The sequence below is a fragment of the Micromonospora sp. 15K316 genome (assembly GCF_004348525.1).
GTDB lineage: Bacteria > Actinomycetota > Actinomycetes > Mycobacteriales > Micromonosporaceae > Micromonospora.
In genome coordinates this window covers 30,166-54,834 of the sequence record NZ_SMKG01000020.1, presented here as the reverse complement: position 1 = coordinate 54,834, position 24,669 = coordinate 30,166, and the positions used below count along the sequence as shown (strand labels likewise).

Genomic DNA, 24,669 nt, shown 5'->3' with positions numbered 1-24,669 from the left:
GGGGCCGGCAGGGGGCCGGGCCGCTCCGAAGAGGTCGAGGGCGAGCTGCCCGGTGGTGGGCGGCGACCAGCCCGTGACGTCGTCGGCGTACGGCGGGTCGAGCGGCGGCGCGGGCCGGAGGCGGATCGGGGGCCGGGACGGCCCGGGACGGCGGTTCATCGGCTGCTCCCAACCCATGCGTTTGCTTCTGTTTGCCTTCGACTGCCTCCTATTGTCGGCAACGCAGAGCCAGCGGTCAATGGCGTGGAGCTGCGGGCCGGTTACTCGGCGTCGCGCTCGGTCAGGGGATTGCTGCGTACCCAGTCGGCTGTCTCCTCGTACTTCTGCTGGATGTACTCCTCCAGCCGAGTGCGCTCCACCCGCCACTGGCCACGGCCACCGATCTTGATCGCGGGCAGTTCGCCGCTGCGCACCATGTGGTAGACCTGCGAATCCGACACGTTCAGCTCGGCGGCCACGTCGGAGAGGAGCAGGAACCTCGGCTCCACGGAAACTCCCTCGGTTGGGTTCGGTTGCCTCAGTTTGCCATCGTTCGCTCTCGGGCCCCAGCATCACCGCGGCGCGGGGCGCACCGGACACACCGGTGGCGAAACTTCCACCGGCCGGGCGCGGGGTGTATGACGGTCACGGCGTACGGCATGATCTGCGCCCGGGCCGGCCGACGCCGGTGGAGGACCTGAGCGGGGAGACGACCGGTGACCGACCAGCTTGTCCGGGTGTACGTCCCGGCGACCGTACCGATGCTGACCCGCCTGCGCGAACACGGACTGGCCGCCGCCGAGGCGCACGCGGTCACCCCCGCCCTGCGGGAGTGGTACGCCGAGGGCGACGAGGAGGAGCTGGAGTACGTCGCCTTCACCCGGGCCGCCCAGGACGCCCTGCAACTGCTCCGCGCCGACTCCGCGGCCCCCCGCCGCCGGGTCGTGGTCTCCGCCGACCTGCCGGCCGCCGCGCTCGGGCGAGCCGACGGCGAACTCGGCTCCAGCACGATCGCACTGACCGGCCCGGTGCCGGTGAGCGCCGTCGCGGCCATCCACGTGGACGGCGCGGAGGCGGTGCCCGACGTAGCCGCCGCGGCCGAAGTGGTGGCCGAGGCGCTCGCCGGGGACCCTGACGCCCAGTTCACCGTCGACGGCGCCGAGGACCACGAGTTGGAGTGGTACGACGTCACCGAGCTCGAACTGCTCCTGCGTACCGCCTCCTGACCGCCAGGCGAACGCCGTACCGCCCGACCGCCCAGGCGGGTCCGTAGCGCCCCGACGGCAACGATGGTGCCGACCGTGCGCTGCCGGTCGGTCAGCGGGTGGTGCCGACCGCCACGGCGTCGTCGGCCGGCTCATCCTCGGCCTCGTTCGAGCCGAGCGTGCGGCCGAAGGCGATGAGCGACACCAGCGCCCCCACGAAGAGCACCCAGATGCCGTTGTCCACCCGCGAGCTGCCGAGCATGGTCTGGGCGACCGAGTCCGCCTCGCTGAGCGCGCTCGCCAGGTCGAGGAGCGAGCGCCCTCCGACCCGGATGATCACCTCGGCCAGCAGCAGGAACAGCCCGGGACCGGCGCCGGCCAGCAGGTACCCCGGCCAGCGGGGCAACGTGGCGGCGGGGTCCTGCCGAATCGTCCGGCGCTTCGACCAGCTCAGGTATGCGAAGGCCAGCAGCCCGGCCACCACTCCGGCGAGCAGCGACTCGGTGCGTGACACCCACTTGGCGGCGTTCACCAGCGACTCCTGGGTGTCGCCGGCGCCGAAGAGGTTGAAGAGCGGGTCCCGGACCCGGCTGAACGCCACCACGAAGATGAGCGCGCCGAGCGCCGACGCGGAGATCGCCCCGACCACCGGGGCGCTACGGGCGCCGGCCACCGCACCGCCGATGATCGCCGCGGCGGCGGTCGTACCGGCGATCACATTGGTGGTGGCGTTGTCGGCGTAGGTCAGGTTGATCGCCACCGCGGCGAGGAGCCCGACCAGCATGCCGGCGCCGATCGCGCCCACGAAGCGCAGCGTGATGCCGTCGCCGTACCGGCGGGCCAGGAGGTTGCCGCCGGTGAGGGCGACGGCGGCACCGGCGACCAGCGCCGCCGAGATCACCCCGGGCAGCGCGAAGGCCGAGAGGCTGATCACGGTGACGCCCGCCTCCGCCGAGTGGATCGCCTCCCGGGTCGACCAGAGCATCGCGGCGAGCCAGCCGAGGGAGAGCAGCGCGATCACCGCCGCGGCGGGCGCGAGCACGGGACCGGTGCTCGGCCCGGACTCCTCCGTGCCGTCAGCCGGGTCGTCCACTGCCGCCTCGACCCTCTCCGTAGCCTGCCCGTCGTCGGTCGCCGACGCGATGACCGGCGCGGATGGGGCCTCACCGGCCGTGGTCTCCGTCGAGTCGACGACCACGGGCTGGTCCGGCTCCGCGGCGTTGGGGTCGCCGGGCTGCTTGGTCATCGTCTTCCCTTCGCGGGTCGGCAGGTCACCGGCCATCCAGGGTAGCCGCCTCCGCTGCCGGTACCGCGCACCCGGCACCCCCGCGGGAGCCCGGTCGGCGCGGACGTCGCGCCGGCTCCGGTGACCGGGACGCATGGGAAACCTGTCCGCGCCGGTGACCCGGGCGCACGGACGTCCTGCCCGCGCCGGTGACCCTGCGCGTGGGCGTCCCGCCCGTGGGGTGAGCCGGTGGCGTCCGCCCGTGCCGGTGAGCCGGTCGCGCGGGTGCTCGTCCCGCGCCCGTGACCCGGTCGTACGGGCACCCCCCGTGACCCGCTCGGACGGTGTCGGGCCGGGGGTGCGGGTGGCCGGTCGCGTGGCGCTCACCGCAGCGGGGCGACGGGGGAGCAGGGCGGCCGTCCGGCCGTGACAGAATCGCCGCAGGTCCCGCCGTCGTGGCCGGTCAACCCGGTGCGACGTGCAGCGTCCGGCCGTCCGGTCGGTGCCCGCGGGTCCGGTTCCGCCACCGCTGTCGAGATCGCCAGGAGCCTTCATGGACGCCGTGTTCTCCGTACCCGAACCGCGCAACGAGCCGGTACGCACCTACGAGCCGGGCAGTGCCGACCGGGAGCGGCTCCAGCGGCGCCTGACCGAGCTGGCCGCCGAGCGCATCGACCTGCCGATGACCATCGCGGGCGAGCAGCGGATGGCCGGCGGCGAGTCGATCGACGTGGTCCAGCCGCACAAGCACGCCCATGTGCTGGGCGTCACCGCGCACGCCACCCACGACGACGCGCGCGCGGCGGTCAAGGCCGCGAAGGACGCCGCCCCGATGTGGCGGGCGCTGCCCTTCGAGGAGCGGGCGGCGATCTTCCTGCGCGCGGCGGAGCTGCTCGCCGGCCCGTGGCGGGACACGTTGAACGCGGCCACGATGCTCGGGCAGTCGAAGACCGCCGTGCAGGCGGAGATCGACGCGGCCTGCGAGTTCATCGACTTCCTCCGGTTCAACGTCCACTTCGCCCGCCGGCTCCTCGCCGAGCAGCCGCTCTCCTCGGCCGGTACGTGGAACCGTTTCGACCACCGCCCGTTGGAGGGCTTCATCTACGCGGTGACGCCGTTCAACTTCACCGCCATCGCCGGCAACCTGCCGTCGGCGCCGGCGCTGCTGGGCAACACGGTGGTGTGGAAGCCGGGCCCGACCCAGCAGTTCGCCGCGCACTTCACCATGCGTCTCTTCGAGGCGGCGGGCCTCCCGGCTGGTGTGATCAACATGGTCACCGGCCGCGGCGAGGAGGTCTCCGACGTGGTGCTCGCCGACCCGGACCTGGCGGGTATCCACTTCACCGGCTCCACGAAGGTCTTCCAGCACCTGTGGCGGACGGTGGGCGAGAACATCGCCCGCTACCGGGGCTACCCGCGCCTGGTCGGCGAGACCGGCGGCAAGGACTTCGTCGTCGCGCACGCCAGCGCCGACGTCGACGCGCTGCACACCGCGCTGATCCGGGGCGCCTACGAGTACCAGGGCCAGAAGTGCTCGGCGGCGTCCCGCGCGTACATCCCCCGCTCGATCTGGGAGGGTGGTCTGCGGGACCGGCTGGCGGCCACCGCCGACGGTCTGACGTACGGCGACGTCACGGACTTCAGCAACTTCGGTGGCGCGGTGATCGACGACAAGGCGTTCGCCCGGCACACCGCCGCGCTGGAGCTGATCTCCGGCGACGACAGCTGCCGGGTGCTCGCCGGTGGCACCGCTGACGACTCGGTCGGCTACTTCGTCCGGCCGACCCTCTTCGAGTGCGCCGACGCCGCCCACGAGACCTTCACCACCGAGTACTTCGGGCCGATCCTCGGCGTGCACGTCTTCGACGACGCCCGCTTCGACGAGGTGGTGGCCCAGGCCGAGTCGATCGCGCCGTACGCCCTCACCGGGTCGATCTTCGCGACGGACCGCCGGGTGGTCGACCGGGTGGCGGAGAAGATGCGGTACGCGGCCGGCAACTTCTACGTCAACGACAAGCCGACCGGCGCGGTGGTCGGGCAGCAGCCGTTCGGCGGTGCGCGCGCGAGCGGCACCAACGACAAGGCGGGCTCCTGGCACAACCTGGTCCGCTGGATGTCGCCGCGGACGATCAAGGAGACGTTCGTGCCGCCGACTGACCACACCTACCCGCACATGGGCTGAGCCGACGGCGGAGGGCCCCCTGCTCCGGCAGGGGGCCCTCCGCGCCTCAACGGACTGTCGTCGGCCGACAGTGCACATTGGAAGTCCTGTTGGGTGGCAAACCGCCAAATCCTGGACGTCGCGTCGGCAAAGTGGCAGCGTAATGGCCATGGCGGATTCCGGAGTCAACCCCACAGCGGCGGCCCTTCTCGGCCTGCTGCACGAGGGGCCGATGACAGGCGGTCAGCTGATGGCCGCCGCTGAGCGCCGTCTGGCGCCGTACTGGTCGATGACCCGCAGCCAGGTCTACCGGGAGTTGCCCGTGCTGGCCGAGCGGGGTCTGGTGCGGCTGGGCAAGCCCGGGCCGCGGTTGAGCCAGCCGTACGCGATCACGGCGGCCGGAAAAAGGACATTCTCCCGGTGGCTGGCGGAAAATCCCGGCCGGGACACCATCCGTAACCCGATCGCGCTCCGGATGGCCTTCGGTGACCTGCACTCGGCCAGTCAGCTGAAGAACCTCTACGCCCAGGCCAACGAGTACCACACCGAGGCCCTGGCGCAGGTCCGGGAGCAGGTCAAGAACGCCCGGAAGGAGGGCGAGGACTACGACGCGAGCGCCCTGGAGTTCGCCGTGGCCTATCACCGGGCGGCGCTCTCCTGGCTGAAGAGCGCCCCGGTCGGGTGATCCGCAGGCGTTTCCTGCCCCCGCGGGCAGGTCGCGCCGGGCGGCGGAGGCGGTTTTTGCCGGTCTCCGCGGGGCTCGCAGGCTGACTCCTGATCCTGGCAGTACGCTTGTCTGTCGTGACCGCTGCCGACTACGCCGAACAGCTCAAGGACCTCGACGCCACCCTGCGCAATATCGAGGCCGTCCTCGACCTTGGCAAGCTGCGCGAGGACAAGGCCCGACTGGAGCAGGAGGCCTCCGCGCCCGATCTGTGGGACGACCAGGCGAAGGCGCAGCAGGTGACCTCGCAGCTGTCGTACGTCAACGGCGAGATCAGCAAGCTCGGCAGCCTCCGCTCGCGCCTCGACGACGCCCACGTCCTGCTGGAGCTGGCCGAGGCGGAGTCCGACCCGAGCGTGCTCGGCGAGGTGGAGAGCGAGATCACCGGGCTCACCAAGGCCATCCAGGAGATGGAGGTCCGCACCCTGCTCTCCGGCGAGTACGACTCCCGGGAGGCGCTGGTCGCCATCCGGGCGGGTGCCGGTGGCGTGGATGCCGCGGACTTCGCCGAGATGCTGCTGCGAATGTACCTGCGCTGGGCGGAGCGGCACGGCTACCCGACCGAGGTCTACGAGACCTCGTACGCCGAGGAGGCGGGGCTCAAGTCGGCCACCTTCACGGTCAAGGTGCCCTATGCGTTCGGCACGCTCAGCGTCGAGTCGGGTACCCACCGGCTGGTCCGGATCAGCCCGTTCGACAACCAGGGCCGGCGGCAGACCAGCTTCGCCGGGGTCGAGGTGCTGCCGGTCGTGGAGCAGACCGACCACATCGACATTCCCGAGAACGAGATGCGGATCGACGTCTACCGCTCCTCCGGCCCGGGTGGGCAGAGCGTCAACACCACCGACTCGGCGGTGCGTATCACGCACATTCCGACCGGCATCGTGGTGACCTGCCAGAACGAGAAGTCCCAGTTGCAGAACAAGGCGTCCGCGTTGCGGGTGCTCCAGGCTCGACTGTTGGAGCGCAAGCGGCAGGAGGAGCAGGCCAAGCTCCAGGGGCTGAAGACCGACGCGGCCGGCTCGTGGGGGGACCAGATGCGCTCGTACGTCCTGCACCCTTATCAGATGGTGAAGGATCTCCGAACCGAGCAGGAGACCGGCAATCCGAGCGCGGTCTTCGACGGCGACCTGGACGACTTCATCGAGGCCGGGATCCGGTGGCGTAAGCAGCGGGAGCTCGCCGGCGACAGTGCGTGACGGCCCGCGGGCGCAGCGCGTCGTCGATCTCCGGCACAACAGTCTAAATCGATGACGCGCTCCGCATCTGCGGGGCGTGGGGCTTGGCTCCCCGGTTACACCGCGTAGACTCACCACCCGTGATTCAGCTTGAGCAAGTGACGAAGACGTACCCGAAGGCGTCCCGGCCTTCGCTCGACAACGTGTCCGTCTCCATTGAGAAGGGCGAGTTCGTCTTCTTCATCGGCCCATCCGGCTCCGGCAAGTCAACGATCATCAAGATGCTGCTGCACGAGGTCACGCCCAACAAGGGCCGTGTCGTCGTGAACGGCAAGGACGTCACGTCGATGCGTTCGTGGAAGCGACCGCACTTCCGGCGTTCGATCGGCTGCGTCTTCCAGGACTTCCGGCTGCTGCCGAACCGCACCGCGTACGAGAACGTGGCGTTCGCTCTCGAGGTCATCGGCAAGACCAAGGCGGTCGCCCGCCGGGTCGTGCCGGAGGTGCTCGAGCTGGTCGGGCTCGGTGGCAAGGAGCACCGCTACCCGCACGAGCTCTCCGGTGGTGAGCAGCAGCGTGTCGCGGTCGCGCGGGCGTTCGTGAACCGTCCGCTGATCCTGCTCGCCGACGAGCCGACCGGAAACCTGGACCCGGACACCTCGATCGAGATCATGCGCCTGCTGGACCGGATCAACCGCACCGGCACGACCGTCGTGATGGTCACGCACGACTCCAACATCGTGAACCAGATGCGGCGGCGCGTCATCGAGATCGAGAGCGGCCGCATCGTGCGTGACCAGGCCCGCGGCGTCTACGGGTGAGCCCCCGCTCCCACCCCGCCGTACGACCTGACGAACACCTCATGCCGGAGACCCGGAGGAATTCCCGATGCGGATGAAGTACGTCCTGTCCGAGGTACTTGTCGGACTGTGGCGCAACGTGACCATGACCATCGCGATGATCATCACGTTGGCGGTGTCGCTGTTCATGCTCGGCGGCAGCGGCCTTCTGTACCAGAAGGTCGGCGACATGAAGGACCTCTACTACGAGAACGTCGAGGTCTCGATCTTCCTGACCCAGGAAGTGACCGAGCAGCAGCGTACGGACCTGGACGGCAAGCTGAAGAGCGACCCGATGGTCAAGGAGGTGTTGTACGTCGACAAGCAGCAGGCGTACGAGCGCTTCCAGCAGATGTACGCCGACGCTCCGGACCTGGTGAACGCCGTCAAGCCGGACCAGCTGCCCGAGTCGTTCCGCCTCAAGCTCAACAACCCGGAGCAGTACAAGAACATCTACGACCAGTACAAGGAGAGCGAGGGCGTCGACGAGATCGTCGACCAGAGCAAGCTCCTCGACAAGGTCTTCGGCGTGCTGACCGGGTTCCAGAACGGCGCGCTCGCGATCGCGATCGTGATGGCGATCGCCGCCCTGCTGCTGGTCGCCAACACGATCCAGGTGGCCGCCTACAGCAAGCGGCGTGAGGTCGCGGTCATGAAGCTGGTCGGCGCGTCCAACTGGTTCATCCAGGCGCCGTTCGTGCTGGAGGCGGTGGTCGCCGGTCTGCTCGGCTCGATCCTCGGCCTGGTGGCCCTGGCTGTCCTGAAGGTCACCGCCGCGAGCAGTTCGATGGCGGCGCTGGAGGGCCTGATCTCCCCCGTGTCCTGGGGTGAGATCTTCCTGATCTACCCGCTGATGGCGGGCGTCGGCGCCCTCGTCAGCGCGGTCACCGCGTGGGTCACGCTCCGCTTCTACCTGCGGGTCTAGTTGCCGTACGGGTCGTCCCGGCATCGTCGCAGGGCCCTTCCGCACCGGAATAAACGGTGCGGAAGGGCCCTTGTGTGTGTGGCATATTCAGCGGGCGCGCACCGGCACGGCGGCACGGTGGAAGAGCCGGGATATGTCGCATTCCAGTAGCATGATCTCCGCCGTCGGGCCGGGTCTGTCCGGTCGTCGGCACGAAGGGAAGGGAGGTGGCGCCGATGCCACGGGAAAAGGGACGCAAGGTGGTCGCCTCCAATCGCAAGGCGCGGCACGACTACGCCATCCTCGACACGTACGAGGCGGGCATGGCGTTGACCGGGACCGAGGTCAAGTCGCTGCGGGCGGGGCGCGCCTCGCTGGTGGACGCGTTCGCCCAGGAGCGCAACGGCGAGCTCTACCTGCACGGCATGCACATTCCCGAGTACACCCAGGGCACCTGGACCAACCACGAGCCGCGGCGTACCCGGAAGCTGTTGCTGAAGCGGCTGGAGATCGACCGGCTGATCGGGAAGACCCGCGAGGCCGGCCTGACGCTGGTGCCGTTGCAGGTGTATTTCTCCGACGGCTGGGCCAAGGTGGAGATCGGGCTGGCCAAGGGTAAGAAGTCGTACGACAAGCGACAGGACCTCGCCAAGCGGGACGCGGACCGGGAGATCGCCCGGGTCAGCGGTCGGCGTGGTAAAGGGATCACTGACTGATTCAGCCTGTTTGTCCGGGTCGGTGCGTCGACCCCGGGGCTCGGGATGAAACCCGTTGCGGCAGGCGTTAGGCTTGTCGGTGCCGCCAGATCGGCGGCCCGTCGAGGGGGTGACTGGTTTCGACTTCGTACGCAGCGACAGGGGAAGCGAGCCGAGGAAGCCGACGTCGTCTCGAGAATCGGTCGTCGGAAATTTATAAGCGCCAAGAACGATCGCGCTGACTTCGCTCTCGCCGCCTGAGGCGAGTAGCAAGTCTGTCGGCCTGGGAGCGCCTTCGACCCAGTTAGCCGGCATCAGCTAGAAGGCTGGCCAATCGGACCCGGTCGCGGGGTCCGTGCGGCGAGATCAATCAGCGACTGGGCCCGTCACACCAACTTGCTCGCGTGAGCGGTGGGGCCGAGTAGAGGCATAGCGAGCTGCGCTCGGAGAAGCCCTGACAAACCGGCGAAGGACCCGGGTTCGATTCCCGGCACCTCCACCACCGACTGTGCGCCCCGTCCACCCGGACCGGGGCGCACAGTTCTTTCCGGTACCGGAACCCGCGGGCCCGGCGCACCGTCGAACCCGCATGCGTCGTTCAGTCCTCCTGCTGGCTCTGCCACTGCTCATGCTGGCCGGCTGCGCGCCGGCCGGCGCCCCGGGCCCGGCCGCCCCCACCGGCTCCCCGCCTGCAACCAGTCCGGACCATCGCCGGGAGGGTTTCGCGCAGTGGGCCGCCGAGGTCGCCGAGGCCTGGCGGCCCGACCCGGCCTGGACGAAGGGGTACGTGCCGCTGCAGGGGCCGACCCTGCTGACCGGGGAGCCGGGTTTCACCAGCGACACCGAGGCGGCGTTCCGCAGCGGCTGGTACCGGGAACAGATCACCCTCCCGGCCACCCGGCCCGCCGACGCCGCCATCCGCTTCCCCGACGGCACCCTGACCGTTCCGCTGGTCAGCGCCGCCGAGGCGTACCGGGAACTGGACCAGGGGGACCCCCCGTCCTGCCCGGGACGGCCCAAGGCGCCACCGCGGACCAAGGGCGGGCCGACCATCGAACCCGGACCGGACGGCTGGGTCACCAGCGCGCCGGAGGCCGCCTGCACCCCGTTGACCGTCACCTCCGTCCGGCTCGGCACCGCACCCGTACGGACCAGCCGGGGCGAGGCGCAGGTGCCCGCCTGGCTCTTCACCGTCGAGGAGCTGAGCAGCCCGGTGGCCCGGCTGGCGGTCGCCCCGCACGCCGTCACCGCGCTGCCGGAGCCGGTCCTGCCGCCCCGCGCCGCGCCCGACGGGGTGGTCGGCGCGCAGAACCTCCAGACGGTGGCGGGTGCCCGGATCTCGTACCAGTTGGGAGTCGGCGCCTGCGACACCGAGATCACCCCGCTCGTACGGGAGAGCGACGACGTGGTGGTCGTGGGCGGCGTCGTCACCCGCACCGCCACGGCCTGCACCGACCAGCTCGTGCTGCATCCGGTCGAGATCACGCTCAAAGCGCCGCTGGGCGCCCGGCCCGTGCTGGACGTGCTCACCGGTGCCCCGCTCGCCTTCGGCGTGCGCTGACGCGACCGAACCGGGCTCCGGCGGCCGGCTCGGGCTGTTCCGGGCCAGCGTCAGATGATCCGAGGCAGGTCGGTGGTGATCGGCACCGGGAGGACGGTCGGGCCGTCGTGCCGCAGCGCGACGGCGAGCGCCTCGGCGAGCTGCTCCGGTGTCTCCACCACCGACGTGGCGCAGCCGTACCCGCCCGCGACCGCAGTGATGTCCAGGCCGGGCAGGTCGAGGCCGGGCACCCCCGGCGTCTCCTTCAGCTCGGCGAACGCCTTCAGGATCGCGTACTGCTGGTTGACCGGCACCACGACGACGAGCGGCAGCCGCAGCCGCGCGGCGGTCCAGAGCGCCTGCACGGAGTAGTGGAAGGAGCCGTCGCCGATGACCGCGATCACCGGCCGCTGCCGCCCGGTGTCCCGTTCCGCCAGCGCCACCCCGACCGCGGCCGGCAGCCCGTACCCCAGCCCGCCGCTGGCCATGGTGAAGTACGACGCCGGCCGGGTGATCCGCAGGTGGCGACGGAGGGCGGGCAGGTTCGACGGTGTCTCCTGGACCAGGACGGCGTCCTGCGGCCAGTGCGAGGCCAGCGCCGCGAAGAGCGCGTCCGCGCTGAGCGGGCGGGTGACCTCCGGCGGCGTCGGCGTGGGTCGAGGCTGCGGCGGCGGGCGGTCGGCCGCCGGCAACAGATCCACCAGCGCGGCCAGGGCCAGCGCGGAGTCGGCCAGCAGGCTGTCCCCGACCGGTGCTCGGGCGGCCTCGTCCGGGTCGTCCGTGACGTGCAGCAGCCGGGCCCCGTCAGGCAGGTAGGACCCCGGGACGTACGGGTAGTAGCGGAAGACCGGCGCACCGACCACCAGCACCGTGTCGTGCCCCTTGATCGCCTCCGCGAGCGGGCCGATGGCGAACGGCAGCACCCCCCGGTAGTGCGGGTGGTCCTCGGGGAAGCCAGCCCGCTCGGGCGCCGGAGCCGACCAGGCCGGGGCGGCCAGCCGCTCGGCCAGCGCGGTCGCCAGAGCCCAGCCGTCGGCCCGGTCCACCGCCGCGCCGAGCACCAGCGCGGGGGCACGGCTCGCGGCGAGCACGGCGGCGAAGTGCCCCAGCTGCTCCGGGTCGGGCGCGTAGCGGGTGGCCACCGAGCGCGGCGGCGGGGGCGGATCGGCGGGCTGCGCCCAGTCGTCGAGCGGCAGCGAGAGGAAGACCGGCCCGGCCGGTGGCTGCACCGCTGTCGCGTACGCCCGTAGCAGCGCGGCGGGGATGTCCTGGGCTCGGACCGGCTCGTAGGCCCACTTCACGTACGGCTGGGTGAGCTCCGCGGCGCGGCGGTTCGTCAGCCGGGGTTCGAGCAGCAGCATCTCCCGGGTCTGCTGGCCGGCGGTGACGATCAGCGGCGTCTTGTTGTGCCAGGCGGTGACGAGGTTCCCCATGCCGTTGCCGGTGCCCGGCGCGGTGTGCAGGTTGATGTGCGCGGGACGGCCGGTGGCCTGGGCGTACCCGTCGGCCATGCCGACCGCGGAGGCTTCGTGCAGCGCGAGCACGTAGTGGAAGTCGGCCGGGAATTCCTGCAGGAACGGCTCCTCGGTGGAGCCGGGATTACCGAAGACGGTGGTCATCCCGAGGTCGCGCAACAGGTCGTACGTCGTGTCCCGGACCGTTGCCATCGCCACCTGCCTCCGTGTCGCGGCGCGTGCTGCGGCTCGCCGGAGTTGGCTGGCTGCCCCCGACCCCCTCGAATCTATCGGGACAAGCCGGTTGCTTCGGGCAATTCGTCAGCCCTGTGGGCTTGCTCGCTCTCCGGAGTCCAGCGGTCAGGGCAGCGTGAAGGGCAGCTCGATACCGTCGAGCGCGTGCCCGCAGGCGCAGTCCCGCTCGGTCGGAAGCGCGGCGAGCGCGTCCAGCAGCACCCCGCGCAGCCGGTCGGTGTTCTCGCCGAAGACCCGGAACACCTCGGCCTGGGTCACCGACTCGCCGGCCACCAGCCCGGCGTCCAGGTCGGTGACGAGCGCGATCGACGTGTAGCAGAGCGCCAGCTCGCGGGCGAGCACCGCCTCCGGGTGACCGGTCATGTTGACCACCGTTCCGCCGATCGAGGCGTACCACCGCGACTCGGCGCGGGTGGAGAAGCGTGGCCCCTCGACCACCACGACCGTGCCCCCGTCCACCGCCGCCACCCCGCGGACCCCGGCCGCGGCGAGCAGCGTGCGGCGGCCGTTCGGGCAGTACGGGTCGGCGAAGGGCACGTGCACCGCACCCCTGTCGTAGTACGTCTGGGTCCGCCCGCTGGTGCGGTCGACGAGCTGGTCGGGCACGACGAACGTGCCCGGGCCGAACTCGGGGCGCAGGCTGCCCACGGCGCACGGCGCGAGCACCTGGCGCACCCCGAGCGATCGGAGTGCCCAGAGGTTCGCCCGGTACGGGATCAGGTGCGGCGGATGCCGGTGGTCGCGGCCGTGCCGGGGCAGGAACGCCACCTGCCGGCCACCCACCTCGGCGACCGTGATCGCGTCTGACGGCGGGCCGTACGGCGTCTCCACCTCGTGCTCGACGGCTCCGTCGAGCAGGGCGTAGAGGCCGGAGCCGCCGATCACCGCGAGTTCGGCCGTAGGGCTCATCTGTCGCATCCTCTCCAACGCCCGATAGACGCCGCTCAGACCTTAGCCACCACCCCGACCGCAGGCTATGGTGCCAGGCATGGCGTTGACAGCGCGGGTGCCGACCGCGAGTGGCGACGATTCCTGTGTCGCGGCGCACAGGTGACGGGTGTGTGAGATGCACGGAGAGGGCCAGGCGATCGGCGGGCGGGCGATGGAGTCGATGACCGGGCGGCTGCTGGTCGCGACTCCGGCGTTGAAGGACCCGAACTTCGACCGTACGGTGGTGCTTCTGGTGGCGCACGAGCCGGGCGGGGCGCTCGGCGTGGTGCTCAACCGGGCCACCGAGGTGCCGGTGGCCGACGTGCTCGGTGACTGGAGTGACCTGGCCCGCCACCCGGCCGTGCTCTTCGAGGGCGGCCCGGTGCAGCCGGACAGCGCGATCTGCCTGGCCCGGATGCGCCACCCCATCAAGCGGGTCAAGGGTTTCCACCAGATCTCCGGCGCCGTCGGCACGATCGACCTCTCGGTCGACCCGGAGCGGCTGCGGGAGAACATCGGCGGGATCCGGGTCTTCGCCGGCTACTCGGGTTGGGGCGCGGGGCAGCTGGAGCAGGAGATCGAGGAGGGGTCCTGGTTCGTGCTCGACGCGCTGCCCGGTGACGCCTTCGTCGACCGTCCCGACGACCTGTGGCCGATGGTGTTGCGCCGGCAGGGCGGGATGATGGCCGCGGTGGCCCACTTCCCGCCGGACGTGGCGCTCAACTGACCCGATCGCCTGCGAGGTCGGGCCGGCCGCCGGTCCGCCCGCCGGTCGGTTCCCGGTGGGGACCCCGCGAGATGACCCCGGCGGCCGGCATGTGTATAGTTTCGCCAGTGCCCGGGCGACCGGGACAGCAGCAAGGGGCCGTGGCGCAGCTGGTAGCGCACCACACTGGCAGTGTGGGGGTCAGGGGTTCGAGTCCCCTCGGCTCCACCCTTGCGAAACACCCTGGTGAGGGATCAAATCCCACACCAGGGTGTTTGTCATTTCTGATCTTCTCCCGCCGTAGCGTGCCAGATCCGTGCCAGATTAGGCGCTGATCTTGCCTCTTGCCTCCTCGATGAGAGCGTCCAGCGCGGCGGCGATGGCGTGATCGCGGTCACGGGTCGCGTGCTGATAGATCATGGCGGCGCGGGTGCTTGAGTGACCGATCCGTGCCATCACCTCTTTGAGCGTTGCGCCGCTCTGAGCCGACCACGTGCTGCCGGTATGGCGTAGATCGTGCAGATGCAGGCCGAGCGCGTCCGGGATGCCGGCGGCGGCAAGGGCCTTGCGCCATACGCGGTTGAAGTTGCGGCGGCGCGGGATGCCGCCTTGCGTGCCTCGGAACAATCGCCCGTCGGGGCCGCCTTCGGCGAACTGCGCCAGATGCCATTCGACATCCGCGCGTAGTCCGGCAGGCAGACTGATCGGCCGCTTTCCCGCCTCGGATTTCGGATCGGCGTCAACCTGCGTGCCGTCTTCCATTTCCGACGTGGCGCGGCGCACCCGCAATTCCGTTGCGCCGAGGTCGATGTCTCGGCGGCGCAGTGCCACCAACTCACCGAACCGCAGTTGAGCGAACGCGGCGAGGAGTACGAGCAGCCGGTAGCGCGGTTGGATCGCCTCGGCGATGGCGAACACCTGTTGCAGCGTGGCGGTAGGCCGTTCCTCGGCTTTGTCCTGGCCGGCACCCTTGACGCGGCAGGGGTTCCGCCGGATCAAGTCATCGTCCACGGCGGTGGCAAAGATCGCGTGGAGAATGCGGTAGGTCTTCGCCACGGTGGGTTTGCCGATGCCGTCGGCTAGTCGATCCGCACGCCATTTGCGGATGTGCGGCGCGGTGATCGCGTTGCGCAGATGATCGCCGAGTTGCGGCCGGACGTGCAGCCTGAGGTGTCGCTCGTACTCCTCCCGCGTGAGCGCCTTGAGATAGCGTTCGCGCATCCACCGGTCGGCGTACTCTGTGAGTGTGATTTTTCCGGCGTCGGGGTCGAGCCATTCCCCGCGCAGCATTTCCGCCTCGGTTTCAACGAGCCATTGTTCGGCGGCCCGCTTCGTATCGAAGGTGTTCGGTGCCTTGCGGGGCAATCCGTCGGGGCCGGCGTAGCGGGCTTGCCACGCGCCGGACGGTAGCTTGCGGACGCTGCCAAACCGGCTCTCGGCCGCTCTACCACCAGCTCGCATCGCTGCTCAGGGAGCAGATTCAGACGGGCGAGCTGGCACCGGGTGACCGGTTCCCCACCGAAGGCGATCTCTCCGAAAAGTACGCCACCAGCCGAAACACGGTTCGGCTCGCCCTCGACGTGCTCCGCAACGACGGTCTGATCATTTCCCAGCGAGGACGCGGCAGCTTCGTTCGCGCTGACCCTCCGATGCGCTACTACGCCTCGCTCACCGGCTCCCGAAAGAAGCGGCTTGAAGCGGATCGCCGACGCGACACTTTCAGTCAGCAGATCGAGGCGCAGGGCAAGACACCGCATCAGGTGAGCAGTGTGGAGACTTTGCCAGCGACGGCGGAGGTAGCCGCACACCTCGGCGTGGAGCCTGGCACGCTAGTCGCGGTTCGGCGGCGGATCATGTACGCCGACGACCAGCCGCTACAACTGGGCGATAGCTACTACCCGCTCGACATCGTGCAGGGCAGCAAAATCATGAGCCCTGAGGACGTGGTCGAGGGCACCGACCAGGTCTTGGAAGACCTGGGGCACACCCCCACTCGCTACGAGGACGAGATCACGTGGCGGATGCCCAGCGTCGAGGAAGCCACGAAGTTGCACCTCGGACCAGCAACTCCGGTGGGACGACTCCTGCGGACCAGCATCGACCAGCACGACCGGCCGATTGAGCTGTACCAGGTGATCCTTCCCGGCGACAGGCACGTGCTGCTCTACGAGGTGGACGCCCAGTGAACCTACGGCCGATTGTGCTGACAGGGAGCCTGGTCCGTCTGGAGCCCTTGGGCTACGGGCACCAGGAGAACTGGCTGCTGCCGCCTTTGACGAGATCTGGACCTATCTCGACGAGCCAACGCCTCGCACGGCGCAAGCTATAGGGGCGCTGATTCAGGATGCCCTCGACGAGCAAGAGCGCGGTGGCCGGATTCCCTTCGCAATCGTCGACCTCGGCACCAACAAGGCCGTCGGTAGCACCAGCTACATCGATATCCGGCCACAGGATTGTACGGTGGAGATCGGCTGGACTTGGATCACCCCGAGCCATTGGGGCACCGGAGCGAACACCGAAGCCAAGTTCATGCTGATGCAGCACGCGTTTGAGGAGCACTCCGCGGGGCGAGTTGCCATCAAGACCGATCTCCGCAACGAGCGATCGCAGCGGGCGATTGCCAAGCTAGGGGCAGTCCGCGAAGGCGTCTGGCGGAACCACCGGCTGCTGAGCACCGGCAGGTATCGGGACAGCGTCTTCTACAGCGTGATCGACTCGGAATGGCCTCAGGTGAGGGATCGCCTGAGCGCTGCTCGCTGAAATCTCAGCCCCAGAGCGGCAACGCCGAGCCGGCCGGCTGCCGACGTGGCCCGACAAGTGACGTGCGACAGATCCCCGCCACGTGATGCCTGACAGCGACGCACATCGGTGCGCCTCGGACGCGCGGATCTGCCGATGTGAATGCGTGCGACTCACTATTTCGGATTGAGCTTGATGTTGATGCCGTGCTAGGAAGGGGCGGTTCGGAACCTGATCATGTGACGGCGAGGGGTTGGTCGTGAACGCGTTCGGCGATCTGGTGAAACTGCGGGCGATGGAACCGTCGGACGCCGAGTCGCTGTGGCAGTGGAACCACGACTCGGATGTCATGCGCTGGATGAACGAGGGCTATCCCCAGACACCGGCCCGGGTGCGGAAGTGGCTGGAGGAGCGGCCCCGCAACGACTACGGCGACGTGCTCTTCGGTGTCGAGGTCCTCAGCGACGCGAAGCTGATCGGGCTGGTCCAACTGCATGGTGCCAAGCCGGAGACGGGAATCGCCGTGCTGGACATCTACCTCGGCGAGAAGGAGTACTGGGGGAAGGGGTTCGCCACCGACGCGGTGCGGACAGCGTGCCAGTACGGGTTCGAGAAGATGCGGCTTCACAAGATCACGCTGACCGTCGTCGCCGACAACCAGGCAGCCCATCACGTCTACCAGAAGGTGGGCTTCGTCGAGGAAGGCAGGCTACGCCAGACCTTCCGTCGCGACGGCCGGTGGCACGACACGTACACGATGGGCCTACTGGAGGGCGAGCTTCGCTGACGCCGTCGACGCATCGCCCGTCAACCCAGGTCCGCATCGGAAGAACTCCCATGGCCATCTTCCCGGGACGCAAATGCACGGATCTGCCGCGACTAGCGCGCTGAGGTGTCGCGGATCAGTTTGCGGAGGATACGGCCGGCTGCCGGCGAGTGGTTCAAAGTTTCGGTACGTCTTCAAGGCGGCCCGCGACGGGCCGCACGCGCCGCCGCCTGGGCGCGCGCCGGCCGCTGCCGCTGTCGCTCTGCGGCCGTCACGCCTGATGCCCGGCGGCTGGCGCGGAAGGCGGAGAGCCCGGGGGCCGCCGCAGAACGACAGGCGGTTGAACGGTGAGTGGTGAGGCCGGCAGCCGGCCGGGCCGCGCGGCCACGAGCCCGCGCGGCGTTGGGGGCGCGCCGGGTCCGCGCGGCAAGCCCCAAGCATGGGGGCGGTGTCCGAGCGGAGGCAGGCCGGTCGTCCAGGAGCCGGCTCCGCAGGCACTCACGGTCAGGTCAACCCCTCATCTGGGAGGGGGAGGGGTGGCCGCCGAGGGCAAGCTCCGACCCCGGGAGCCGGGTCCGTGCCGGGCGAGGTTGGGTCAACTGCGCCACTGTGGCGGTGTCCGCCGGGGGCGCGGTCCGCGACACGAGAGCCGACACCGACTCAGGCCGTTCCGGCAGCGCCCGTACATGCGTCAAGGCCAACCTGACGCGGCGCGCCGGGCGGCGGGCCGCTAAGAGGGCGGGACGGCAGCCGGCAGGTTGCCTGCTCGCAAGAGGCTAGCCGTTGGGCATGTGATGGTTAGCTGCCATGCCCGACGCGAATTGACTCTCTGCGCCGTGCCGATGTTGGTCGGTGGTGGCTTCGCGGGCCGCAGTCAAATCCTCATCTGAAGAGAGCCGATTCCGATCTCGCCATCCGACGAAGACGGCGACCGCGACCACCAACACCACGGCCACCACCAGAGATACCACCGCCGCCGCCATATCATCGACGCTACGCCATACACGCCAGTTCCGGCGCGCACATCGGCTACGCGCTCTAGCTGTCACGCTGTGCAAGTAGCCACGCGAGTAGCCAAGGCGGCGCATCCTGACGGACAGGACCGTACCTTGGCGGACTCGTCGAGCAGCGCCGGGCGGGGTTGACCAACCCTCGCCCGCTGCTGGCAGTGTGGGGGTCAGGGGTTCGAGTCCCCTCGGCTCCACCCAAAAGCGATGCCCTGGTCAACCCGAAAGGGTAGTGACCAGGGCATCGTTGTTTCTTGTGGTGCCGGCGCGGCGGCTGTCGGACGATCAGAAGGCCGCGCGGACGGTGCCTCCGTCGACGCGGATCGTCGCGCCGCTGACGTACTCGGCGTAGGGGCTGCACAGGTAGGCGACGGCTCCGGCGATCTCGTCCGGCCGGCCGTAGCGCACCCGGTCGTTGGGCACGATCTCCCGGACCGAGTTGTACTCGATCTCCTCCCAGGTTTCGCCCCAGCCGCGTTCCGGCGAGAGCTTGGTCAGGAACTCCTGGACGGCCGGGACGAGGATCGCGCCGGGCGCCACGACGTTGGAGGTGACCCGGGTTCCGGCCAGGTCGCGGGCGAGCGAGACGGCCAGGTTGTGCCGGGCGGCCAGGGAGGCGTTGTAGTGCGGGTGGTTGTTGAACGGTTGCACGCTCAGGCCGCCACCGATGGTGATGACCCGCCCGTAGTCCCGCTCGCGCATCGCGGGGACGAGACGCTGGATCATCCGTACGCCGGACACGACGTTGACGTTGTAGGTCTGTACCCAGATGTCGGCGGTGGCGGCGGCCCAGTTGAGGTGTTCGTAGCCGCCCGCGTTGTTGACCAGGATGTCGACATCGCCGGCGGCCAGGGCCCGCTCGGCGACCCGGTCGGCACCGTCGTCGGTGGCGAGGTCGCCCACGGTGATCGACGCCCTGCCCCCGCCCTTGATGATCGAGTCGGCCACCGCCTGCGCGCGTTCCGCGCTGCGACCGTGGATGACGACTTCCGCACCCTCGGCCGCGAGCAGCCGAGCGGTGGCCTCACCCAATCCCGACGTCGACCCGGTGACCAGTGCCCGACGTCCTGCCAGTTGCAGATCCATGAGAACTCCTTGCCGTGGTGAACATGTCTACGCCTGTAGACTACGTCGTCATGTTGCCGTCTGTAGACTTGTTTGCTATGACACGTGCCACGCCCCGGCGGCGTGATGCTGGGACTACCCGGCAAGCGATCCTCGATTCGGCGATCACGGCGTTCACCAGGCACGGCTACGACGGAGTGGGCGTGCGCGAGATCGCAGCGAACGCCGGGGTGACGGCGATGCTCGTCAACCGTTACTTCGGGTCCAAGGAAGGCCTGTTCGCCGAGGTCGTCGATGTCTCGTTCGCCCAGCCGACGATGGTTCCGCGAGGTTCCGACGATCTCGCGGCCCAGATCGCACGCGCCCTGGTCGCCCGTACGGCACCGGACGCCGAACATCTCGGGGCGTTCGAGCTGATGCTGAAGTCGGCGGCCAACCCGCGGGCCGCCGAGATCATCCAGGCCGGCATCGAGAAGCACGTCGGCGCGCGGTTCACCGACGCCCTCCAGGGGCCTCAACGGCAGGAGCGGGCCGAACTCGGGTTGGCCCTACTCGCCGGTGTGTGGCTGATGCGTCGGATCATCGGCACCAGCGCGCTGCGCGACGTCGATCCGCAATCGCTGGGCGCGTACGTCACTCGCATGCTGGAAACGGTCACCGAGCCGCCCGCCTGACCGCCCGCGGGAGAGCTCGGGTCGAGCCGGGGTCCCGGATCACCGGCGGGCCCTGCCTGCCGAGCGGGGCGTCGGCGGGGGATTCGCCGCTGCCGTGCCCCGGTCACGGGAAGTTCGCGAAGCCCATGTCCCCTACCTGCTCCGCGAGGTCGGGAGGGCCGTGCAGCTTCCCCGCGTTCCGTTTAATGGTGATCTCCCACCAGCTGACCGGGGGAGAGGAAGACGTCCGGTTCGTGGCGTAGTCGATCGAGGGCCTCGACGCCGAGGGTCGCCTCGCCGGTGATGGCCCACAGCGCGACGTGTGTGTCGAGCAGCAGGGTCATGCGCCGCTGCCGAAGTCGGCAGCGATCTCGTCGTCACGGTTCGTCTACGCAGAGCCGGCGGAAGGCGCCGTCAGCTCGCGCCCGCCGCGGTGTTCTCGATCAGCTGCCGCAGGACCTTCAGCGCGGTGACGTAGTCGGCATCGTCGATTCCCTCATGGATGCGGGCCCGGATGGCCGGGGCGTGGGCTCCCATCCGGACGCGCGCCTGCTCGCCGGCCTCGGTGATCCAGAGCCGGTTGTCGCTGTCCCGGCTGATCCAGCCGCGTTCCAGCAGCACCTGGGCCTCGGCGTGCAGGTCGTCCTCGGGTCGGCGGTAGGCGGCCGGCTGGGCCGCCAGTTCGGCGTCGGTCATCTGGTCTGTCGTCATGGTGCGGCTCCTGATGGCAGATCGTCGTCGGCTCGACCGTAGGAGCTGAAGCGACGTTGAGGTCAATGCCTGTCGCCCCGCCTGCCGGGCCCCGGACGGCCTGCTGCTACCGTCACCCATTATGAAAACCGTTTTCATTATCGCGGGGCTCGCCGCGGTGCTGGCCGCCGCCGGCTGCTCCGCCGGGGTCGCCGCGCCGAACGCCTCGCCCCACCCGGCCGGCCCGGTCCACCTCACGAACTGCGGACTTCCCGTCGACGTCGACGCGCCACCCCAGCGCGCCGTCGCGCTGGAACAGAACGCCACCGAGATCATGCTCAGCCTCGGCCTCGCCGACCGGATGGCCGGCACCAGCTACCAGACCGACCCGGTGCTGCCCGCGTTGCGCCCGGCGTACGAGAAGGTGCCGGTACTGGCGAAGCTGTACCCGTCGCGGGAGGCGGTCCGCGCGGCGAACCCGGACTTCGTCTACTCGACCTACTCGTCCGCGTACGCCCCCGACGCCGCCGGTCCCCGCCCCGACCTGGCCAAGCTCGGCGTGCCGGCGTACCTCTCCGGCTTCGCCTGCGAGGACCCGGCGGACGCGGTCCAGACGGTCACCTTCGACGGGATCTTCGACGAGATCCGCGACATCGCCACCGTCTTCGGGGTACCCGAGCGGGCCGACCGGCTGATCCGCGAACAGCAGGGCCGGTTGGACGCGGCCCGCCGCGCCGTCCCGACGGCCACGCCGAGCGCCACCGTTGAGCCGAACGCCGGCCCCTCGCTGCTCTGGTACTACTCCGGCACCAGCACCCCGTACGTGGCCGGGCACGGGGGCGTACCGGACGCGGTCAGCTCGCTGCTCGGCACCCGCAACGCGTTCACCGACGCCGCTCAGAAGTGGCCCGCCGGCAACTGGGAGGAGATCGCCAAGCGCAACCCGGACGTGATCGTGCTGGCCGACCTGACCCGGGGCGGCGACGGCGACAGCGCCCAGTCGAAGATCGACTTCCTGCGCCGTAACCCGGTGACGTCCAAGCTGGACGCCGTGGTCGCCGGACGCTTCGTCATCGTGCCCGGCTCGTCGCTGGACCCGTCGATCCGCAGCGTCGAGGCGGCCGAACTGGTCGGCGCGGAGCTGCGGAGGACCGCCCGATGACCGCGCCGAGCGGCACCGAGGCCACCGTTCTGGACCAGTCGTCCGCCCGCCGCCTGCTGGGGCTCTGGAACGAGCAGCAGTCCGCCTACGTGGCCCACCGCGACCACCGCTTCGAGGCGATGTTCGACGTGCTGCGGCTGCACTGCCCGGACGACCTGACGGTCCTGGACCTGGCCTGCGGTCCCGGTGCGATCAGCGACCGGCTGCTGGCCGGTTTCCCGCGGGCCACGGCGGTCGCCGTCGACTACGACCCGATCCTGTTGCGGGTCGCCCGGGGCGCACTCGCCGGGTACGGCCCGCGGGTCGAGGTGCACGACGTGGACCTGGTGACCGACGGCTGGGCGGAGGCGCCGGCCGGGCGGAGCGTCGACGCCGTACTCAGCTCGACCGCGCTGCACTGGCTCTCACCGGCGCAGCTGCTGCACGTCTACACCACCGTGGCACGGCTGCTGCCGGCCGGCGGCGTGCTGCTCAACGCCGACCACCTCCGGTACGACGGATCGACGCCCACGCTGCGCGAGATCGCCCGCCGGCACGACGCCCGGGTGCAGCAGGAGACGTTCGGCTCCGGTGCGCTCGACTACGCCGCCTGGTACACCGAGGCGCTCCGCCATCCGGAACTGGCCGAGCTCGCGCCGGAGCGGGAACGGCGGTTCGCCGACCGGCCGCCGCAGGCGCTCGCCCCGCTGGAGTTCCACCTCGCGGCCCTGCGCGCGGCCGGCTTCGCCGAGGTCGGCACGGTCTGGCAGTACCTCGACGACTACGTGGTCTTCGCCCGCCGATGAACCCGTCAGTCGGACCGTCGGTCGCCCCGGCGTCCGTTCCGGCCGTCGGGGTCGGACGGAAGCCGTTCACCCCGGCCGGCGCCTGGCGGTCCGGCCGGTACGTCCTGCCGTCGGCCGTACTCCTGCTGCTGCTCAGCATCGCGGCGGCGGTCACCGTGGGCTCGGCCGACCTGCCCGTGGACAGCGTGCTGCGGGCCGTGGGTACCCATCTGGGCCTGCCGGTCCGCCCGCTGCCGCCGCTGCCGGACAGCATCGTGTGGGACCTGCGGCTGCCCCGCGTGCTGCTGGCCGCGCTGGTCGGCGCCGGTCTGGCGGTGTGCGGCGCGGTCCTTCAGGCGCTCACCCGCAACCCGCTGGCCGACCCGTTCCTGCTCGGTGTCTCCTCCGGCGCCTCGACGGGCGCGGTGGCGGTGCTGGTGCTCGGGCTCCAGATCGGCAGCGGCCCGCTGGACCTGACCACCGGCGCGTTCGCCGGCAGCGTGGCCGCGTTCGGCGCGGTGCTGCTGCTGGCCGGCCGGCGAGCCGGCGAGCCGACCCGGATCGTGCTCGCCGGGGTGGCCGTCTCGCAGCTGTTCAGCGCGGTGACCAGCCTGATCGTGATCTCCGACGCGCACACGCAGGACACCCGTAGCGTGACGTTCTGGCTGCTCGGTTCGCTGACCGCGGCCTCCTGGCCGGCGGTGGCACTGAGCGCCGTGGTCGCCGGCGTCGGCCTGCTGGTCTGCTGGGCCGGCGCGGCCGCGCTGGACGCGTTCGCGTTCGGCACGGACACCGCACGGTCGCTCGGTTTCTCGCCCGGGCGCACCCGGCTGCTGCTGTTCGGCGTGACCGCCCTGGTGGCGGCCACGCTGGTCGCGGCGAGCGGGGCGATCGGTTTCGTCGGGTTGACCGTGCCGCACGCGGTCCGGTTCGTGCTCGGCGCACGGCATCGGGTGCTGCTGCCCACCTGCGCGGTGACCGGCGCGATCTTCCTGATCTGGGCGGACACCGTGGCCCGGACCGTCTTCTCACCGCAGGAACTTCCGGTCGGTGTGCTCACCGCACTGCTCGGGGTGCCGGTGTTCGCGCTGGTCCTGCGACGCCGGTCGGGCACGCGGTGACCGGCGGGGAGACCGGCGGCGGCGTGCGGGACGCCCGGGCCGGTGGCGGGGGCTGCGCCCGGCCGGCGCGGCTGCTCGCGGAGCGGATCGGCTGGGGTGTGGCCGGGGCGCAGATCCTGGCCGAGGTGGCGCTCACCGCCGAGCCGGGTGCCACGGTCGGGTTGCTCGGGCCGAACGGGTCGGGCAAGTCGAGCCTGTTGCGGCTCCTGGCCGGGCTGAGTCGCCCCGATGCGGGGCGCGTGCTGCTCGACGACGCGGCGCTGACCGCGCTACCTCGGCGCGCGCTGGCCCGGCGGATCGCGGTGGTCACCCAGCAGGCGGCCACCGACGTGGAGATGTCGGCACTGGAGGTGGTCCTGCTGGGCCGGACGCCGTACCGGCCACGCCTCGCCGGTGCCACCGCCGTCGATCTGGCCGTGGCCCGGCGCGCGCTCGCCGAGGCCGGCCTGGCCGGTTTCGAGCAGCGGCGCTGGTCCAGCCTCTCCGGTGGGGAGCGGCAGCGGGTGGACCTGGCCCGTGCGCTGGTGCAGGAGCCGGACCTGCTGCTGCTCGACGAGCCGACGAACCACCTGGACATCCGGCATCAGCTGGAGTTGCTGCGGTTTCTCGCGGAGTCCGCCGTCACCGTCGTGGTGACCCTGCACGACCTCAACCTGGCCGCCCAGTACTGCGACCGGCTGGTGCTGTTGCGCTCCGGGCGGGTGGTCGCGGCGGGCACGCCGGCCGAGGTGCTGACCGCGAGCCGGATCGAGCAGGTCTACCAGGTGCGCACGGACGTCGACACGGCCGCCGACGGGCGACCCCGGATCCGGTACCGCAGGACCTGAGCGGTTCGGTGCAGTACGGGCGAATCGACCGGCCGGATACGGCATCGGCGCCGTCGCTGTTCGCGACGGCGCCGATGTCT

At 70.5% G+C, this 24,669-nt stretch carries 25 protein-coding genes, 1 tRNA gene, 1 other RNA gene and 2 pseudogenes; 20 read left to right on the top strand and 9 right to left on the bottom strand.

The features are described 5' to 3' along the window. Positions 1-260 precede the first annotated feature (260 nt). Positions 261-488: a helix-turn-helix domain-containing protein gene (locus E1211_RS07745; protein ID WP_132346888.1), complete on the bottom strand. Its 228-nt coding sequence runs from the start codon at positions 486-488 to the stop codon at positions 261-263. A gap of 207 nt (positions 489-695) precedes the next feature. Between E1211_RS07745 and E1211_RS07740 the strand changes: the two genes are divergently transcribed. After that, on the top strand, positions 696-1,205 hold the full coding sequence (locus tag E1211_RS07740) for a hypothetical protein (protein WP_132346886.1): 510 nt from the start codon (positions 696-698) through the stop codon (positions 1,203-1,205). A 91-nt stretch (positions 1,206-1,296) separates the two neighbouring features. Here the strand turns inward: E1211_RS07740 and E1211_RS07735 are convergent, their stop codons facing one another. Next, positions 1,297-2,430, bottom strand: coding sequence for a hypothetical protein (locus E1211_RS07735; protein WP_132346884.1), 1,134 nt, complete (start codon positions 2,428-2,430; stop codon positions 1,297-1,299). Between the two features lie 532 nt (positions 2,431-2,962). On the opposite strand from E1211_RS07735, the gene pruA reads away from it, so the two are divergent. From pruA to E1211_RS07695, 8 genes are all read left to right on the top strand, one after another. Further along, positions 2,963-4,591, top strand: a complete 1,629-nt coding sequence (gene pruA / locus E1211_RS07730; protein ID WP_132346882.1) for an L-glutamate gamma-semialdehyde dehydrogenase — start codon at positions 2,963-2,965, stop codon at positions 4,589-4,591. A gap of 148 nt (positions 4,592-4,739) precedes the next feature. After that, the gene (locus E1211_RS07725) at positions 4,740-5,255 is read left to right on the top strand and encodes a PadR family transcriptional regulator (RefSeq protein ID WP_132346880.1); all 516 of its coding nucleotides are present in this window, start codon (positions 4,740-4,742) and stop codon (positions 5,253-5,255) included. A gap of 116 nt (positions 5,256-5,371) precedes the next feature. After that, positions 5,372-6,493 (top strand): peptide chain release factor 2, encoded by a 1,122-nt coding sequence (prfB, locus tag E1211_RS07720; RefSeq protein WP_132346878.1) that lies wholly within the window; start codon positions 5,372-5,374, stop codon positions 6,491-6,493. A gap of 119 nt (positions 6,494-6,612) precedes the next feature. After that, positions 6,613-7,293 carry a cell division ATP-binding protein FtsE gene (ftsE, locus tag E1211_RS07715; protein WP_073832794.1) on the top strand — a complete coding sequence of 227 codons (681 nt, stop codon included), beginning with the start codon at positions 6,613-6,615 and terminating at the stop codon, positions 7,291-7,293. A gap of 67 nt (positions 7,294-7,360) precedes the next feature. Further along, entirely contained in the window at positions 7,361-8,236 is an 876-nt protein-coding gene (gene ftsX / locus E1211_RS07710) for a permease-like cell division protein FtsX (RefSeq protein ID WP_132346876.1), read from the top strand. A gap of 215 nt (positions 8,237-8,451) precedes the next feature. Then, a complete protein-coding gene (gene smpB / locus E1211_RS07705; protein ID WP_132346874.1) occupies positions 8,452-8,931 on the top strand; it encodes an SsrA-binding protein SmpB in 480 nt (159 codons plus the stop codon). Positions 8,932-9,036: 105 nt separating this feature from the next. After that, positions 9,037-9,412, top strand: a transfer-messenger RNA (tmRNA) gene (ssrA, locus tag E1211_RS07700). Between the two features lie 87 nt (positions 9,413-9,499). Then, complete coding sequence (locus E1211_RS07695; RefSeq protein ID WP_132346872.1) at positions 9,500-10,471, top strand: hypothetical protein; 972 nt, start codon at positions 9,500-9,502, stop codon at positions 10,469-10,471. Positions 10,472-10,521: 50 nt separating this feature from the next. Here the strand turns inward: E1211_RS07695 and mdlC are convergent, their stop codons facing one another. Both mdlC and E1211_RS07685 read right to left on the bottom strand, forming a co-directional pair. Further along, on the bottom strand, positions 10,522-12,117 hold the full coding sequence (gene mdlC, locus E1211_RS07690; protein WP_207915294.1) for a benzoylformate decarboxylase: 1,596 nt from the start codon (positions 12,115-12,117) through the stop codon (positions 10,522-10,524). Positions 12,118-12,264: 147 nt separating this feature from the next. Beyond that, positions 12,265-13,068 (bottom strand): S-methyl-5'-thioadenosine phosphorylase, encoded by an 804-nt coding sequence (locus E1211_RS07685; protein ID WP_132346868.1) that lies wholly within the window; start codon positions 13,066-13,068, stop codon positions 12,265-12,267. Positions 13,069-13,225: 157 nt separating this feature from the next. Between E1211_RS07685 and E1211_RS07680 the strand changes: the two genes are divergently transcribed. Together E1211_RS07680 and E1211_RS07675 are read left to right on the top strand one after the other, a co-directional pair. Continuing rightward, entirely contained in the window at positions 13,226-13,816 is a 591-nt protein-coding gene (locus tag E1211_RS07680; protein WP_120673899.1) for a YqgE/AlgH family protein, read from the top strand. Between the two features lie 134 nt (positions 13,817-13,950). Then, positions 13,951-14,023 (top strand) — tRNA-Ala (locus E1211_RS07675). 96 nt (positions 14,024-14,119) lie between these two features. Here the strand turns inward: E1211_RS07675 and xerC are convergent. Continuing rightward, positions 14,120-15,256 carry a tyrosine recombinase XerC gene (gene xerC / locus E1211_RS07670; RefSeq protein WP_132346866.1) on the bottom strand — a complete coding sequence of 379 codons (1,137 nt, stop codon included), beginning with the start codon at positions 15,254-15,256 and terminating at the stop codon, positions 14,120-14,122. Between xerC and E1211_RS33875 the strand changes: the two are divergent. From E1211_RS33875 to E1211_RS07655, 4 genes and pseudogenes are all read left to right on the top strand, one after another. Beyond that, positions 15,160-15,369: pseudogene (locus tag E1211_RS33875) on the top strand (GntR family transcriptional regulator); the annotation flags it as partial. The gene xerC and the pseudogene E1211_RS33875 sit on opposite strands and share 97 nt — an antisense overlap. Before the next feature lie 6 nt (positions 15,370-15,375). Continuing rightward, positions 15,376-15,981 (top strand): GntR family transcriptional regulator, encoded by a 606-nt coding sequence (locus E1211_RS07665; protein WP_243709404.1) that lies wholly within the window; start codon positions 15,376-15,378, stop codon positions 15,979-15,981. A gap of 70 nt (positions 15,982-16,051) precedes the next feature. Further along, a complete protein-coding gene (locus E1211_RS07660) occupies positions 16,052-16,555 on the top strand; it encodes a GNAT family N-acetyltransferase (protein ID WP_132346862.1) in 504 nt (167 codons plus the stop codon). A gap of 238 nt (positions 16,556-16,793) precedes the next feature. Then, positions 16,794-17,321 carry a GNAT family N-acetyltransferase gene (locus tag E1211_RS07655; protein WP_207915293.1) on the top strand — a complete coding sequence of 176 codons (528 nt, stop codon included), beginning with the start codon at positions 16,794-16,796 and terminating at the stop codon, positions 17,319-17,321. Between the two features lie 755 nt (positions 17,322-18,076). Here E1211_RS07655 and E1211_RS07650 read toward each other — a convergent pair. Further along, complete coding sequence (locus tag E1211_RS07650; protein WP_132346860.1) at positions 18,077-18,283, bottom strand: hypothetical protein; 207 nt, start codon at positions 18,281-18,283, stop codon at positions 18,077-18,079. Positions 18,284-18,592: 309 nt separating this feature from the next. Next, on the bottom strand, positions 18,593-19,393 hold the full coding sequence (locus E1211_RS07645) for an SDR family NAD(P)-dependent oxidoreductase (RefSeq protein WP_132346858.1): 801 nt from the start codon (positions 19,391-19,393) through the stop codon (positions 18,593-18,595). Between the two features lie 23 nt (positions 19,394-19,416). Between E1211_RS07645 and E1211_RS07640 the strand changes: the two genes are divergently transcribed. Then, positions 19,417-20,046, top strand: a complete 630-nt coding sequence (locus E1211_RS07640; protein ID WP_243709405.1) for a TetR/AcrR family transcriptional regulator — start codon at positions 19,417-19,419, stop codon at positions 20,044-20,046. Between the two features lie 118 nt (positions 20,047-20,164). Here E1211_RS07640 and E1211_RS07635 read toward each other — a convergent pair. Together E1211_RS07635 and E1211_RS07630 are read right to left on the bottom strand one after the other, a co-directional pair. Next, a pseudogene (locus E1211_RS07635) lies at positions 20,165-20,369 on the bottom strand (type II toxin-antitoxin system VapC family toxin); the annotation flags it as partial. Positions 20,370-20,439: 70 nt separating this feature from the next. Next, positions 20,440-20,736, bottom strand: a complete 297-nt coding sequence (locus E1211_RS07630) for a hypothetical protein (RefSeq protein WP_132346856.1) — start codon at positions 20,734-20,736, stop codon at positions 20,440-20,442. A 121-nt stretch (positions 20,737-20,857) separates the two neighbouring features. On the opposite strand from E1211_RS07630, the gene E1211_RS07625 reads away from it, so the two are divergent. Genes E1211_RS07625 through E1211_RS07610 form a run of 4 tightly spaced genes read left to right on the top strand, consistent with a single transcriptional unit; the run spans position 20,858 to position 24,589 of the window. Next, positions 20,858-21,877, top strand: coding sequence for an ABC transporter substrate-binding protein (locus E1211_RS07625; RefSeq protein ID WP_132346854.1), 1,020 nt, complete (start codon positions 20,858-20,860; stop codon positions 21,875-21,877). Continuing rightward, positions 21,874-22,662, top strand: coding sequence for a trans-aconitate 2-methyltransferase (locus E1211_RS07620; RefSeq protein WP_132346852.1), 789 nt, complete (start codon positions 21,874-21,876; stop codon positions 22,660-22,662). Before E1211_RS07625 ends, E1211_RS07620 begins: the two co-directional genes overlap by 4 nt. Then, positions 22,659-23,762: an iron ABC transporter permease gene (locus E1211_RS07615; protein WP_132346850.1), complete on the top strand. Its 1,104-nt coding sequence runs from the start codon at positions 22,659-22,661 to the stop codon at positions 23,760-23,762. Before E1211_RS07620 ends, E1211_RS07615 begins: the two co-directional genes overlap by 4 nt. Next, positions 23,759-24,589 (top strand): ABC transporter ATP-binding protein, encoded by an 831-nt coding sequence (locus tag E1211_RS07610; protein ID WP_243709403.1) that lies wholly within the window; start codon positions 23,759-23,761, stop codon positions 24,587-24,589. Before E1211_RS07615 ends, E1211_RS07610 begins: the two co-directional genes overlap by 4 nt. Positions 24,590-24,669: the final 80 nt, after the last annotated feature.